The organism is Arthrobacter sp. IK3 (genome assembly GCF_051337705.1).
Lineage (GTDB): Bacteria > Actinomycetota > Actinomycetes > Actinomycetales > Micrococcaceae > Arthrobacter_B > Arthrobacter_B koreensis.
Genome location: NZ_JBPPSW010000007.1, coordinates 225,272 through 238,248 on the forward strand (window position 1 = coordinate 225,272; position 12,977 = coordinate 238,248).

13 protein-coding genes and 1 other RNA gene are annotated in these 12,977 nt (G+C 66.7%); 6 read left to right on the forward strand and 8 right to left on the reverse strand.

Annotated elements, in window-relative coordinates; genetic code table 11:
* Positions 1-75 precede the first annotated feature (75 nt).
* Positions 76-1,257: a helix-turn-helix domain-containing protein gene (locus ACSLGO_RS11490; protein WP_436401150.1), complete on the forward strand. Its 1,182-nt coding sequence runs from the start codon at positions 76-78 to the stop codon at positions 1,255-1,257.
* 145 nt (positions 1,258-1,402) lie between these two features.
* Entirely contained in the window at positions 1,403-2,734 is a 1,332-nt protein-coding gene (locus ACSLGO_RS11495; RefSeq protein ID WP_226802331.1) for an MFS transporter, read from the forward strand.
* Between the two features lie 153 nt (positions 2,735-2,887).
* Here the strand turns inward: ACSLGO_RS11495 and ACSLGO_RS11500 are convergent, their stop codons facing one another.
* Positions 2,888-3,460 (reverse strand): GNAT family N-acetyltransferase, encoded by a 573-nt coding sequence (locus ACSLGO_RS11500; protein ID WP_152273924.1) that lies wholly within the window; start codon positions 3,458-3,460, stop codon positions 2,888-2,890.
* A 133-nt stretch (positions 3,461-3,593) separates the two neighbouring features.
* Between ACSLGO_RS11500 and ACSLGO_RS11505 the strand changes: the two genes are divergently transcribed.
* Entirely contained in the window at positions 3,594-4,055 is a 462-nt protein-coding gene (locus tag ACSLGO_RS11505; protein ID WP_325786030.1) for a TetR family transcriptional regulator, read from the forward strand.
* Positions 4,056-4,058: 3 nt separating this feature from the next.
* Here ACSLGO_RS11505 and ACSLGO_RS11510 read toward each other — a convergent pair whose 3' ends face one another.
* The 4 genes from ACSLGO_RS11510 to ACSLGO_RS11525 form a co-directional block, all read right to left on the reverse strand.
* Positions 4,059-4,862 carry an ABC transporter permease gene (locus ACSLGO_RS11510; RefSeq protein WP_091601385.1) on the reverse strand — a complete coding sequence of 268 codons (804 nt, stop codon included), beginning with the start codon at positions 4,860-4,862 and terminating at the stop codon, positions 4,059-4,061.
* A gap of 9 nt (positions 4,863-4,871) precedes the next feature.
* A complete protein-coding gene (locus ACSLGO_RS11515) occupies positions 4,872-5,789 on the reverse strand; it encodes an ABC transporter permease (protein ID WP_419242389.1) in 918 nt (305 codons plus the stop codon).
* Positions 5,790-5,933: 144 nt separating this feature from the next.
* A complete protein-coding gene (locus tag ACSLGO_RS11520; protein ID WP_091601387.1) occupies positions 5,934-7,136 on the reverse strand; it encodes an extracellular solute-binding protein in 1,203 nt (400 codons plus the stop codon).
* A 73-nt stretch (positions 7,137-7,209) separates the two neighbouring features.
* Positions 7,210-8,274, reverse strand: a complete 1,065-nt coding sequence (locus ACSLGO_RS11525; RefSeq protein WP_436401151.1) for an ABC transporter ATP-binding protein — start codon at positions 8,272-8,274, stop codon at positions 7,210-7,212.
* 167 nt (positions 8,275-8,441) lie between these two features.
* Between ACSLGO_RS11525 and ACSLGO_RS11530 the strand changes: the two genes are divergently transcribed.
* Both ACSLGO_RS11530 and ACSLGO_RS11535 read left to right on the forward strand, forming a co-directional pair.
* The gene (locus ACSLGO_RS11530) at positions 8,442-9,230 is read left to right on the forward strand and encodes a GntR family transcriptional regulator (protein WP_436401152.1); all 789 of its coding nucleotides are present in this window, start codon (positions 8,442-8,444) and stop codon (positions 9,228-9,230) included.
* Complete coding sequence (locus ACSLGO_RS11535) at positions 9,227-9,982, forward strand: PDC sensor domain-containing protein (protein ID WP_386917177.1); 756 nt, start codon at positions 9,227-9,229, stop codon at positions 9,980-9,982. Before ACSLGO_RS11530 ends, ACSLGO_RS11535 begins: the two co-directional genes overlap by 4 nt.
* A gap of 92 nt (positions 9,983-10,074) precedes the next feature.
* Here ACSLGO_RS11535 and ACSLGO_RS11540 read toward each other — a convergent pair whose 3' ends face one another.
* Together ACSLGO_RS11540 and ACSLGO_RS11545 are read right to left on the reverse strand one after the other, a co-directional pair.
* Positions 10,075-10,677 (reverse strand): YczE/YyaS/YitT family protein, encoded by a 603-nt coding sequence (locus ACSLGO_RS11540; protein WP_091601393.1) that lies wholly within the window; start codon positions 10,675-10,677, stop codon positions 10,075-10,077.
* Positions 10,678-10,761: 84 nt separating this feature from the next.
* Positions 10,762-11,394 (reverse strand): nucleoside/nucleotide kinase family protein, encoded by a 633-nt coding sequence (locus ACSLGO_RS11545; RefSeq protein ID WP_433122466.1) that lies wholly within the window; start codon positions 11,392-11,394, stop codon positions 10,762-10,764.
* Between the two features lie 71 nt (positions 11,395-11,465).
* Here ACSLGO_RS11545 and ssrA point away from each other — a divergent pair.
* Positions 11,466-11,834, forward strand: a transfer-messenger RNA (tmRNA) gene (ssrA, locus tag ACSLGO_RS11550).
* Positions 11,835-11,870: 36 nt separating this feature from the next.
* Here the strand turns inward: ssrA and ACSLGO_RS11555 are convergent.
* On the reverse strand, positions 11,871-12,905 hold the full coding sequence (locus ACSLGO_RS11555; RefSeq protein ID WP_436401153.1) for a LacI family DNA-binding transcriptional regulator: 1,035 nt from the start codon (positions 12,903-12,905) through the stop codon (positions 11,871-11,873).
* Positions 12,906-12,977 lie beyond the last annotated feature (72 nt).

Here is a 12,977-nt window from a genome sequence, read left to right on the forward strand (position 1 = left end):
GGCTAAATGTCTCGCTCAATGGACATAAGCCGCCATAGTTGGCGGATAAATTATGCATATCCATAAAGTGGCAGGATGACCGACATCCTCGTCCCGGCCCTGGTTCCATCCGCCCGGACCTTTCCGCTCGAAGCCCCCGCCGGGCACCAGTGGGAAGACCTGATCCGGCGGCTGTGGACCCAGCGGGATTCGCTCGTCACTGACTTCCTCTCCCGCTTCGAAGCCGTGTCCTACGACGACGCAAAGGTACCCGCGGAGGACGTCTACCAGACGGCCGTGGACACCATGGACATGTTCCTGTACCAGATGGCGGGGCTGGAACTGCCGCCGGACCTGCGGAACCTGCCGCGCGAGGTAGCCACCCGCCGCGCGTCACAGGGCGTGCCGCTGCAGTCCTTCCTGGAGGCAGTCCGGAACGACTTCCGCGTCCTGTGGAAGGGCCTGGAGCGGGTTGCGCACGGGGACGGGGTAAACGTCCTGGTGTCCAACATGGACCGGGTGATGGACGTGGTGGAGGGTTACGTATCGAACATCCAGCAGTCCTTCGTGGAAGCCGAAGCGCTCCTGGCCCGGGACAAGCAGCTGTACCGCCAGCGCCTGCTCTCCCGGCTGTTCAGCGGAGAACCCAAAACTCCGCAGGACCTCGAGGACATTGCCGCCGGGCTGGGGGTCCGGACGGCCGACTCATTCGAACTGCTGGCCGTGATCGGCGACGCCGTGGCAGAGGCCCAGCGTGCGTTCCTCCATGACCGGAGGGTGCATTCCTATGAACGGGCCGGAGTCCTGTACATCTTCCGGCAGCGCCGCACCGGTTCCTGGCAGCAGGAACCGCCAGGATTCGCAGCCGGCTACGTCCCAAACATCGCGGGACTGGCGGCAGTACCGGCTGCTGCCTCATCCGCCCTGGTGCTGGCGCGCAGCGGCGGCCCCGGCCTGCAGACGGTCCAGGAGGCCTGGCAGCGGATCGCTGCCGAACTGCTGGAGCAGACGCTGCCGGGATTCTGCTCCGGAGTCCAGGAAGCACTGGGCCGGTGCACAGACCACGAGCGGGCCCGGCTGCTCCAGGTAGCCGAGAGCTACGCCCGGACGGGATCCATCAAGGAAACCGCGGAAGAGCTCTACTGCCACCGCAACACCGTGGTCAACCGGCTCCACTCGCTGCAGCAGGTCATAGGACTGGACCTGGCCGTCCCCGCGGAGGCGGCATGGGCGCTGATCGCGCTCAGCACCCTCGCGGAATATCCGCGCACTGTCTAAATGCCCAATTTCCGCGTAAAAGGTGGGTGAAATTTGTCATTGTTTGGTCAATTGCCGCCTGACTACGCTCAGTGAGATACCTCCCACACCGGCCCGCATGCCCCCCATCTATGCGATGCGGCCAGCTCGAAAGGCACCATCACTCGTGACTAACACCTCCACTCGACCCGGGGAGCGCGGCGCACCCGCGACGATCTCCGGAAAGGACGCCGGCACCATTGCCCGCGCTTCCTTCGTTGGCACCGCGCTGGAATGGTACGACTACTACCTCTTCGGCACAGCGGCAGCGCTGGTCTTCAACCGCCTGTACTTCACCACCATGGACCCCACGGCGGCGCTGCTGGCCTCCTTCGCCACTTTCGGCGTCGGCTTCGCGGCGCGCCCCATCGGCGCCATCCTCTTCGGCTACATCGGCGACAAGTTCGGCCGCCGGCCGGCGCTGCTTGCCACCATCGTGATGATCGGCATCGCTACCGGCCTCATCGGCCTGCTGCCGGACTTCGGCTCAATTGGCCTCGCAGCACCGATCCTCCTGGCTGTCCTGCGACTGGTCCAGGGCCTCGCCGTCGGCGGCGAATGGGGCGGTGCCGTCACTATGGCCATCGAGCACGCACCGGTAGAGAAGCGCGGCCGGTTCGCGGCCCTGGTGCAGGTCGGTTCGCCGGTAGGTACCCTGCTCTCCTCCGCAGCCTTCTCCCTGGTGCTCCTCTTCCCGTCGGAGACCTTCGACGCCTGGGGCTGGCGCATCCCGTTCCTGATGGCCTTCCCGCTGCTGCTCATCGCCCTGTGGATCCGCATCAAGGTTGAAGAATCTCCCATCTTCAAGGACCTCCTGGCCCAGGAAGAGACCTCCAAGGTCCCCGCCCTGGACGTCTTCCGCAACGCCGGCGGCCGCCTGGCCGTAGCCGTGATGGCAGCGCTGCTGGGCGTGGGCGGTTTCTACATGATCACCACCTTCATTGTCAGCTACGGCTCCAACACCCTCGGCGTGGACCGCCAGGTCATGGTCAACGCCACCCTGATTGCCGCCGTCGCCCAGATCTTCGTCACCATCGCGATGGGCCGGCTGTCCGAGAAAATCGGCCCCGGCAAGGTCACCATGTGGGGCGGCATCCTCACCGCTGTTGCGGCCTTCCCGATCTTCGCCATGGTGGATACCAAGTCCACGGTGATGATCATGCTGGCAATCACCATCGGCATTGTGCTGATTGCCGTGGCCTACGCGGTCAACGGTGCGCTGCTGACCGAACTGTTCCCGCCGAAGCTGCGTTACTCCGGCGTTGCCCTGGGCTACAACATTGCAGGCGCCACCAGCGGTTTCATGCCGCTGCTGGCCACCGCGATGCTTGGATTCTCCGGCAACCAGTCCTGGGGCGGCGCGCTCATCCTGGCCATCATTGCCCTGATCACCGCCGTCGGCGGCTTCCTCGGCGAGCGGCTGCGGGTGCAGGACAAGCGGATCGTCTCCGCGGACTGACCCCCCGCGCCGCCGTTACGCGCGGCGGCGAACCACAATCCGGCCGGCAGGGAGTATCCGTTCCCCCATGGACTTCCTGCCGGCCTTTCCAGGCCAGGCCCCGCCGGTTCCCCGCGGCGGGGCCTTTGCCGTGCGCGGACAACGCCCGTCCGTTCAAAGAGCCAGCCGCATCAGCACGCGCGGAAATCCGTTGAGGACTGATGAGGTGTCTGCTGCCTTGGTGAACCCGGCGGTTTCGAAGAGGCTGCGGGTGCCGACGTACGCCATGGTCAGGTCCACTTTCGCGCCCTGGTTGTCCACCGGGTAGGCCTCGACGGCGGGTGCCCCGCTGCGGCGCGCGAAGTCCACGGCACCGGCTACCAGCGCATGCGAGATTCCCCGGCCCCGGTAGCCCGGCCGGACCCGCACGCACCACAGGGACCACACCGGCAAATCATCGAGAAGGGGAATCCTGCGGTTTGTCGCGAACGAGGTGTCCGCCCGCGGATGGATGGCCGCCCATCCGGCCGGTTCGCCGCCGTCGTATGCCAGGACACCGGGCGGAAGGTCTTCGGCCAGCAGTTCCCGAACCCGTTCACCGCGGGCGCGGCGCTGCAGGAACTGGTTCTCCCTGGAACTGGGCAGCCGGTAGCTCAGGCACCAGCAGGCGTTCGATTCGGGATTCCTGGGCCCCAGCACGGCGGCAGTATCCTCGAACACCGTGGCAGGCCGGACCTCGACTGGCATGGCCAAACCATACTCCCTGACGCTTGGCTCACAGAAGCTGAGATCCCCGCGGAAACGGGCTAGACTAGCCGGTTCATCCGGCGGATCCCCCTGCCGGAAGACCAAGGCAGCAGGAAACAGAAAAGAGAGCGCAATGTTCGCCGCTGGAGCGTCCATTACCGAGATCGAGCAGGACGTCGAGGACATGATCGTGCAGCTGGTGCACCGGCTGGGAGACCTGGCCGATGCGGATCCGGATCCGGTGGGGGCCCAGGAACGGGCCTACATCAAGGCCTTCTCCGACGTCCGCGCCAACAGCTCCATGGACCAGGCCGCACTCCTGGAAACAGCCATCAGCCGGCCAAACCTGGCCGAGTCGCTGCTGTACCTGAACCGCCGCCTGGATGAGGCCAACCTGAACCCGCGGGATCCGGCCGGAATCATCGGCGTCGTTATCCGCCTGGCCATGGACGGGCTGTGGGTCAGCGACATCCTGGACTCGAGCCGGTTTACCCGTCCGGAGCGCGAGCGGATCACTAGACTGCTCACGGCGCTGTCCCGGCTGAGTGATGAGCGGATGGCGGAACTGCTCCCGGAGTGCGCCGCCACCCGCTAGCCGTTACTTCCTGTCATCCCCGGTGAGGCGCTGGGACAGGTAGACCGGGATCATCGAGGCCACGATCAGCACGGCGGCGATGACGTTGACCACCGGCGCCTGGTTGGGCCGGGCCATGTTGTTGAAGATCCAGATCGGCAGGGTTTCGGTGCCCGGCGGGGCGGTGAAGGTAGTGACCACCACTTCATCGAAGCTCAGTGCGAAGGCGAGCAGCCCGCCGGCCACGAACGCCGAGCGGAAGCCGGGGAACGTGACCTGGAAGAAGGTTTTCACCACGTTGGCGCCCATGTCCATGGCGGCTTCCTCCAGCCCGCGGTTCATCCGGCCCAGCCGGGCCTGGACGTTGTTGAACACCATGACGATGCAGAACGTTGCGTGGCCCACAATCACGGAGAACAGCCCCAGCCCGATGCCGAGCGGTTCGAGGACGGTCTTGAACGTGTTGTTGAGGGCGACGCCGGTGACAATGCCGGGCAGGGCGATGGGCAGCACCACCAGCAGGTTGATGGTGTTCTTCCCGAAGAAGTCGTAGCGGGACAGGGCGAACGCCACCATGGATCCCAGCAGCAGGGCGATCACCGTGGCTACGGACGCCACCTTCAGCGAGGTCCACAGCGCCTCGCGGACACCTTCGTTGTGCCAGGCAGCGACCCACCAGCGGGTGGTGAACTCCTGAATGGGGAAGGCGCCGGACGTAGTGGCGTTGAACGAATTGGCGATCACCAGCAGCAGCGGCAGGTAGATCGCCGCCATGACCAGGCCTGCGAAGACCCGGAGGGTGATTTTGGCGGAAGCCGATAGCCTCATGGGTCTCTCCTACAGTTGCTTCAGGGCGCCGGACTTGCGGGCCAGGAACAGGTAAAGCACGACGACGAGAATCGGCACGGTGCCGAAGGCTGCCGCGAGCGGCGGGTTGAGGTTGATGTTCGAGGCGATGACGGTGCCGATCACCTGGGTCTTGCCGCCAACGAACTGCGCGGCGATGTAGTCGCCCAGGCTCAGCGAGAAGGTGAAGATGGACCCGGCCACGAAAGCGGGCCTGAGCAGCGGCACGGCCACGGTCCAGACCGTGGACCACGCCTTGGCGCCGAGGTCCGAGGACGCATCGAAGAGGCTGTCCGGGATTTGCCGGAACGCGTTGTAGACCGGCACCGCCATGTAGGGGAACCACAGGTAGGCAAGCGTGATGATCAGTGCGGCGGTGCCGTAGCCGGGCCCGGTCAGGCCCAGCGGAGCGAGCAGCCAGTCCAGCGGGCCGCCGGAGGAGAAGGTGATGCGCCAGGAGAAGACCTTCACCAAGTACCCGGCCCACAGCGGGAGCGTGATGCCGATGGCCAGTGCCGCACGCATCTTCGGGGATGCCACCTTGGCCATGTAGAGCCCCAGCGGCAGGGCCAGCGCTGCGCACAGGACGGTGACCGCCAGGGCGATGCCGATGGTCCGCAGTGCAGTCTGCTGGTAGGCGGGGACCGTGATGATTTCGATGAAGTTCTCCAGCGTGAACGCGGGAATGACTTTCGACGTGAAGCTGTCAGTCCGCCAAAAGGCGGTGATGAACAGCAGGATCAGGGACCCGATGTAGAGCACGCCCAGCCAGCCCAGCGGCAGCAGCAGCAGGCCGGTGAGGCGGGCTTTCGGCCGGGCATACAGCATGCGGGAAATGCGGTCGCCCAGGCTGTTCCGGGGCTGCACCGCCGCTGCGGGAGGGGGTGGGGTTTCGTGGATTACTGCCATGGCGCTTTCCGGCGGGATTCCGCCGATTCTCCTCTGGGGCCGGGCTATGAACTGACAAGCCGCAGGGGCGGCTGGGTTGGAAACCGGCGGGCGGCGGCGTCGAACCGCCGCCCGCCGGTGGTCTTGCGGGACGGGCCGCTGTGACTAGCCCTTGACCTCGGTCCAGGCCTTGGTCCATTCCTGGTAGTTGGTGCAGGTCACGTCCGTGCGGCCGTCGACGCACTGCTCAACGGGAGTGGTCCACATCCAGACCTGTTTGTAGTACTCCTCGTCCGTGGCATGGAACGTCTCGCAGTGGGCTGCGTTGGCGTCGGAACCCTCGCAGGCCAGGGCGTTGGCCGGAGCCATGCCGAAGTTCTGCGAGATCTGGGCGTTGACCTCGGCGGAGGAAGCGTAGTCCATCCACTTGTAGGCACAGTTCGGGTTCTTCGCTTCAGCGGCGATCATCCAGGTGTCGGACCAGCCGGTGGCACCTTCCTTGGGCAGCACGGACTCCACCTTGCCCCCGTCGCCCTGGGCAAGGTTCACGATGACCTGCCAGCCGGTGCCCATGTGGGCGGTGCCGGAGGAGATGGAGCTGACGGCCTTCAGCGCGTCGTTCCAGTATTCGCCCACCAGGCCGTTCTGGGTCTTGAGCAGTTCCACGGCGGCGGCCAGCTGGTCCGCGTCCAGTGCGTAGGGGTTGGTGATGCCGAGTTCCGGCTGGGTGGCCATCAGGTACACGGCGGCGTCGGCGATGTAGATGGGGGAGTCGTAGGCCATGGTCTTGCCGGCGTACTCGGTGTCCTCTTCCCACAGCGGAGCCCAGGAATCCGGGGCTTCGGCAACGTGGTCCGTGTTGTACATCAGGACGTTGGCGCCGCGGCCAATCGGAACGCCGTAGCTCTTGCCGTTGAGCGTGTCATACACCTGGCCCTTGAGTCCGTCGACGATGTTGCCGAAGTTGGGGATTAGCTCCGTGTTGATCGGAGCCACGTCGCCGCCGGCGATCAGGCGCAGTGATGCATCGCCGGACGCGGACACCAGGTCGTACTCGCCGCTGCGCATCAGCTGGACCATTTCATCCGAGGTGGCACCGACTTTGCGGTTCACCTGGCACTTGGTCTCTTCCTCGAACGCGCTGACCCAGTCGGCGTCGGGGTTCGTGGAGCCGTCCTCCACGAAGCCTGCCCAGGCAATGATGTTGACCTGGCCTTCGCTTTCGCCGACTTCCGATGCCATGGGCAGGTCCGGGACCTGGATCCCGGTGGTACCGGAGCCGGAGGTGGAGGCATCTCCGCCGCAGCCGGCCAGGACCAGCGAAAGCGAGGCGAGCGCTGCCAGCGGCAGGGCCTTGGTGATCTTCATGGTGAACCTTTCATAGTGGGTGCGGTGCGGGTGGAGCTGGGCCGGCGGAGCGCCGGCCGGGAGGAGAGAAGTGTCAGGAGACGTGGAAGTTGAAGCGCGCGGGCCACTGGAGCTCGACGGCGTCACCTCGGGAAGCGGCGCTGGCCCGGGAATCGTTCTGTTCCTGGACGATCAGCCGGTCCCCGGTTGCGGTGGACGCCACGTAGCGGGTGGTGGGTCCGGTGTAGACGATTTCCTCGATGGTGGCGGGAACGGAGGAGAATCCTTCAGGAGCCGGGGTCCCGGGGGCGGCCAGGTGGATGCGTTCGGGGCGGATGCTCACCAGGGAGTCTGTGCCGGTCAGCTGCCGGGCCAGTTCTCCTTCCACGAGGTTGGTGCTTCCGAGGAAGGTCGCCACGAAACGGGTGGCGGGACGCTCGTAAAGGTCCTCCGGGGTTCCCACCTGCTCGATGTTGCCGTTGTTGAAGACGGCAACCCGGTCCGAGAGCGTCAGCGCCTCTTCCTGGTCATGGGTGACGAAGATGAAGGTGATGCCGACTTCGCGCTGGATCTGTTTCAGCTCAATCTGCATCTGTTCACGCAGCTGCTTGTCCAGGGCGCCCAGCGGTTCGTCCAGCAGCAGGACCTGCGGGCGCAGGATCAGCGCACGGGCCAGGGCGATGCGCTGGCGCTGGCCGCCGGAAAGCTGGGAGGGCAGCCGCCCGGCCACCTGCGGCAGGCGCACCATGTCCAGGGCCTCGGCCACCCGGCGCTCACGTTCGGTCTTCGGCGTCTTGCGGAGTTTTAGTCCGTAGCCAACGTTCTGGGCCACGGTCAGGTGGGGGAAGAGGGCGTAGTCCTGGAAGACCGTGTTGACGTCCCGCTCGAACGGAGCCTTTGAGGTGACGTCGGTGCCGTGCAGCTTGATGGTGCCGCTGGTGACGGGTTCGAAGCCGGCCACCATGCGCAGGACGGTGGTCTTGCCGGAGCCTGACGGCCCCAGCAGGGAGAAGAATTCACCGGAGCGGATGTCCAGGTCCAGGTCCTTGACCGCGGTGAACTCGCCGAAGCTCTTGGTCACGGAGGAGAGGCTGATGGCGTCGCCGGTCCGCGCCGGTTCCTCTGTGGCGGGGGAGAGTGATGCTGTGCTGGCTCGCACGGTGGATCCTTTCACTTCAGCTGGAGGCGCCGAAGCGCGTCAGGGTGTAAAGCTATGAAACCAGATGTTATATGTAATTCACGTCACGTCAGGTAAATTTCTTGTTACGGATGCGTGGCCCGGCATGCCGGCACCGTCGCGCCCGCCAAGCTGGAAAGATCGTGAACATGCCTCGAAATACCGCTCCGCAGAAACGCCTCCTTACCGCTGTCTTCGCTCCGCTGGGCGACGCCGGCAAGGCCAGCCGCGTCGAAGAGCGCATAGTTCAGGGGATTTCGGCCGGTGCGCTGGCGGACGGTGACCGGCTGCCCACCGAAATGGAACTGGCCGCATCGATGGGGGTGGCCACGGTGACGGCCCGCGAGGCGCTGGCCGGCCTGCGCTCCAGGGGGTTGGTGGAAACGCGCCGCGGCCGCGAAGGCGGCACGTTTATTACGCTGCCTTCCGGAGACAGGTCGGTGCTGGTGCGCCGCCGCCTCACCGGCATGAGCCGGGTTGAACTGCGGGACCTGGCCATCCACTACGCAGCAATCGCGGCCACCGCTGCGGAGCTCGCCGCGGACGCTGCAGACCGCGAGGACGTGGAGGCGCTGGCCCAGCTCCTGGACGCCCCCGAGGGCAGCAGCAACCGCGCTGTGGGCGATTTCCTGCTTGAACTCGCCGCACTCAGCCAGTCCGCCCGGCTGACCCGGGAATACGTGCGGCTGCACACCGAGTACGGTTCGCTGCTGGGCCTGGCCCACGCGGATCCCGGGTTCAACTCGGCGATGGTGGGGCTGTGCCGGCAGATCTGCGAGGCAGTGGCCAGCGCCGACGCCTCTGCCGCACGGTCCCTCGTCCGGCAGTATGTCCAGGCCTCGGTTGCCTGGCTGATTGATGAACACACCCGTCTTCACTCCTCCGCCGACCTCACTACGGCAGAGAAACCACCCGCACCCGCCAGGAGGAAAGCATGAGCATTTCCCGCATTGACGCAGCAGGACCGTCCCCGGCAGCAACGCCGGCGGACCTTGGCACGTTCTTCCGGGAACTGCTGGAGATCCTGGAGGAATGGAAACCCCGGCTCGAGGTTCTCTTTCGCGACCCGGCGGCGGCGCCCTCGCGCCGCGAAGTGGACGCCGTCGTCGAGCCCCTGACCATCGCCCTGCTGCAGCGCACCGACTACCCGCTGGCGGGAGGCGGTTTCGTGGCCGCCCACAATGCCCTGGGCGATGCCCCCTGGCATATGGCCTGGTGGCAGGGGCGGAGCAAGGAAGTCCAAGTGCTGTCCTCGGTGGAGAGCATGGGGGAAGCCTATTCCCGGCGTGAGTGGTTCACCGTCCCCGTGGAGACCGGCAACAGCCACATCACCGGCCCGTATGTGGATTTCATCTGCACCGATGAATACACAGTGACCCTGACGTCCCCGCTCACCGTCGGCGGGAACGTGGTGGGCGTGGTGGGTGTGGACGTGTTCGTCGAGTCGCTGGAGGAAGTCCTGCTTCCGGACCTGCGCAGGGTGCACCCCGACGCGTCCCTAGTGAACCGCGTGGGGCGGGTTGTGGTCTCCGCCGATCCCCAGCTGGCGGCCGGACGGCTGCTGGTGGGGGACTGGCGGCAGGCTGCGGAGCCGGCGCGGATGGAACTGCGCGGCCCGGAACACACTGGACGGTTCGCAGCGGTGCACCCCTGTGGAGCGCTTCCGCTCGCGGTCGCCGTCCCGCTCTAGCGCTGCGTTCCCGCCCCGCCGAGAGGCCAGTTACGGCTCTTTTCGGCCGCGAGAAGAGCCGTAAGTGGCCTCTCGACGGTGGAGGGACGGCCTCAGGCCGCGGCGGAGCGGGCCGGGATGTGGAAGAACGGCACGGTGCGGTTAACCATGGGCCCGATCAGCAGCGCGAAGGCCACGGTGCCCAGGCCGACGGCGCCGCCCAGGGCCCAACCAATGGCAAGAACCGTCACTTCGATGCCGGTGCGGACCGCCCACAGCGGCCAGCCGAACCGGGCGTGCAGTCCGGTCATGAGCCCGTCGCGCGGCCCGGGACCCATCCGCGCTCCGATGTATAGCCCGGTGGCGACCGCCAACAGGGTCAGTCCTCCGGCAAACAGCAGGATCTGTCCCCACAGTTCGGCCGGCTCGTCCACCACGGCCAGCCCCACTTCCGCGCTGGGTCCCACCAGGAGCACGTTCAGCACGGTCCCCACGCCGGGCTTCTGCCGCAGCGGGATCCACAGCAGCAGCACCACCAGCCCAATCAGGTTGGTAACCAGCCCGAACGCGATGCCGGTCTGCAGGCTGGTGCCCTGTGCCAGCACGTCCCACGGGGAGACGCCCAGCCCCGCCCGGATCATCATGCCGATGGAGAAGCCATAGAAGAAGAGGCCGGCGAGCAGCTGCAGCACCCGGCGGAGGAAGTTCGCGGACATGAGAACAACCAAACTCCCCTGCGGGCGGGAATCCAAAAGCCCGGTTCCGCCCGGAGACATATTGGGTAACCGGCAGGGGATCCGCTAGGCGCGGAGGCGGATGACGGCGTCGGCCTTTGCCGCGTGTGCTGCTACCAGATCCGCGTTGGCCTGGTCGCTTCCCAGCGCCCAGGCCCGCGCCGCGTCCGGTGCCTTGCCGAAGAGTTCGTGCCGTGCGGCCAGCCGGTCCGTACGCTCGGTGTCCTCCAGCGTTAGGTACCAGACGGCGTCGAGCCGGTCCCGCGCCTGCGGCCAGGCACCGTCCGGAAGCAGCAGGTAGTTGCCCTCGGTGATGACCAGCGGGACCTCCCGCCGGACCGGCAGCGCAGATCCCACCGGTTCTTCCAGCTCGCGCCGGAACTCCGGCGCGTAGACCACCGGTTCATCTGCGGCCCGGAGCCGGCCCAGCAGGGCCGCGTATCCGCCGTCGTCGAACGTGTCCGGCGCGCCCTTCCGGTCCCGCGCAGCCATCGCTTCCAGTACCCGGTTGGCCAGGTGGAAACCATCCATGGGAACTACGACGGCGAGGTCCGGTCCCAGCGCTGCTGCCAGCGCCGCTGCCAGGGTGGATTTGCCGGCGCCTGGCGGGCCGGTGATGCCAAGGATGCGGCGGGAGCCGGCGGCCAGGGCGCGGGCCTGCGCGGTGAGCTCCGCCAGCGAGCGGTCCAGGATCTGCATGCCACCATCTTCGCGCAGCGGGCTGGAATGTTTTGGCGGCAAGGGTGGTTAATGGAGGTGCAACTGAATATGGGGATGATCGGTATCGACGATGTTCGCCGTACCTGGGGAAGCGGGCCGAGGATGCAGGGTTATCTCGCAAACGCCCCCTGTAAACCAATAAGTGCCAAACCTATGCGCACTGACTTCGCTCTCGCCGCCTAGGCCAGAGTGAGTCCGTCAGGCCGGAAACGCTTCCGTTCCGGATCCTGGCGTCGATAAGGAAGCCACTGCCGGACACCGCTGCCGTTCAGGTGTCCGGGACTTGCTGAACGGCTGGGCCCGGATCAGCCACTCGCCTGCGAGATGGCCGGGGCCGAGAAAATCCAGAGCAGGATGCGCCCGGAGAAGCCCAGATACTCCAGCATCGGACGGGGGTTCGATTCCCCCCATCTCCACCCAAGGCCTGTCCGGGACGTGCAGCGTTCCGGACAGGCCTATTTCGGTTCGGGCCCGGCGGAGCCGCCCGAAGACTCCCGCACCACCAGTTCGGGCTGGAACGTGACGTGCCGGTGGCGATGGTCTTCCGCCAGTTCGTCCTCCAGCAGCTCCACCGCCGTGCGACCGATCAGCCGGGCCGGCTGGCGGATGGAGGACAGCGGAACAATCGCGGACGGTGCGAAGTCAATGTCGTCATAACCGACCAGGGCAACGTCCTGCGGCACCCGTAGCCGGTGGTCGAAGACGAAGGCCTGCAGCAGCCCGATCGCGAGCAGGTCATTGGCGGCGAACACCGCGTCCGGCCGGGATGTCTCGGGACGGCGGAGCAGCTCCTCGCCGACCCGCCGGCCCTCCAGTACCGTCAGCGCGGCGGTTTCCACGACGTCGAGGGAGGCTCCGGGTACCGCGTCCACGGCTGTCCGGGCACCGGCCTGCCGGTCGGCTACCTGGTGCAGGGCAGCAGGGCCGCCCACGAAGGTGATGCTCCGAGCGCCACCGTCCAGCAGGTGGGCGACGGCCATGCGTCCGCCTTCGACGTCGTCAACTGCCAGGGAGCAGTACTGCGAGGCGGGAGCCTGCTCATCCACCAGCACCACCGGGGTGCCGCGGGAGCGGAGCCGGTCGATGCGGCTGCGGTCTTGGGAGGACTGCGGGGTAATCAGTACTCCGCGCACCCGCTGCTCCTCGAACAGGTCCAGGTAGACCTCTTCGCGGGCGTGGGAGAGTCCGGAGTTGCCCACGATGACGGCCTGGCCAAGCGTATCCGCGGCGGCTTCCGCTCCCCGGGCGATCTCATTGTAGAAGGGGTTCCCGGTGTCCTGGACCACCAGCCCGATGGTCCGGGAACGGCCGGCCTTGAGCTGGCGGGCAACGTCGTTGCGGACGTATCCCAGGTCCTCGATAACCTTCAGGACCCGGCGGCGGCGGTCCTCGGAAACTACCTCCGGGCGGTTGATGACGTTGGAGACTGTGCCGATCGAGACCCGCGCTTCCCGGGCGACGTCCTTGATGCTGACCGGGAATCTGTCCATTTGCTCTTCACTTCCGTCCGGACGGGGTCCACTCCTCCTGGCACCGTCACCGGCGGGCCGGACCCGCGGGAC

Bases quoted from the DNA above. Each gene is read 5' to 3' on its own strand.
- ACSLGO_RS11490 (WP_436401150.1), top strand. From the start codon at position 76: ATGACCGACATCCTCGTCCCGGCCCTGGTTCCATCCGCCCGGACCTTT.
- ACSLGO_RS11500 (WP_152273924.1), bottom strand. From the start codon at position 3,460: ATGCCAGTCGAGGTCCGGCCTGCCACGGTGTTCGAGGATACTGCCGCC.
- ACSLGO_RS11505 (WP_325786030.1), top strand. From the start codon at position 3,594: ATGTTCGCCGCTGGAGCGTCCATTACCGAGATCGAGCAGGACGTCGAG.
- ACSLGO_RS11510 (WP_091601385.1), bottom strand. From the start codon at position 4,862: ATGAGGCTATCGGCTTCCGCCAAAATCACCCTCCGGGTCTTCGCAGGC.
- ACSLGO_RS11515 (WP_419242389.1), bottom strand. From the start codon at position 5,789: ATGGCAGTAATCCACGAAACCCCACCCCCTCCCGCAGCGGCGGTGCAG.
- ACSLGO_RS11520 (WP_091601387.1), bottom strand. From the start codon at position 7,136: ATGAAGATCACCAAGGCCCTGCCGCTGGCAGCGCTCGCCTCGCTTTCG.
- ACSLGO_RS11530 (WP_436401152.1), top strand. From the start codon at position 8,442: ATGCCTCGAAATACCGCTCCGCAGAAACGCCTCCTTACCGCTGTCTTC.
- ACSLGO_RS11535 (WP_386917177.1), top strand. From the start codon at position 9,227: ATGAGCATTTCCCGCATTGACGCAGCAGGACCGTCCCCGGCAGCAACG.
- ACSLGO_RS11540 (WP_091601393.1), bottom strand. From the start codon at position 10,677: ATGTCCGCGAACTTCCTCCGCCGGGTGCTGCAGCTGCTCGCCGGCCTC.
- ACSLGO_RS11545 (WP_433122466.1), bottom strand. From the start codon at position 11,394: ATGCAGATCCTGGACCGCTCGCTGGCGGAGCTCACCGCGCAGGCCCGC.
- ACSLGO_RS11555 (WP_436401153.1), bottom strand. From the start codon at position 12,905: ATGGACAGATTCCCGGTCAGCATCAAGGACGTCGCCCGGGAAGCGCGG.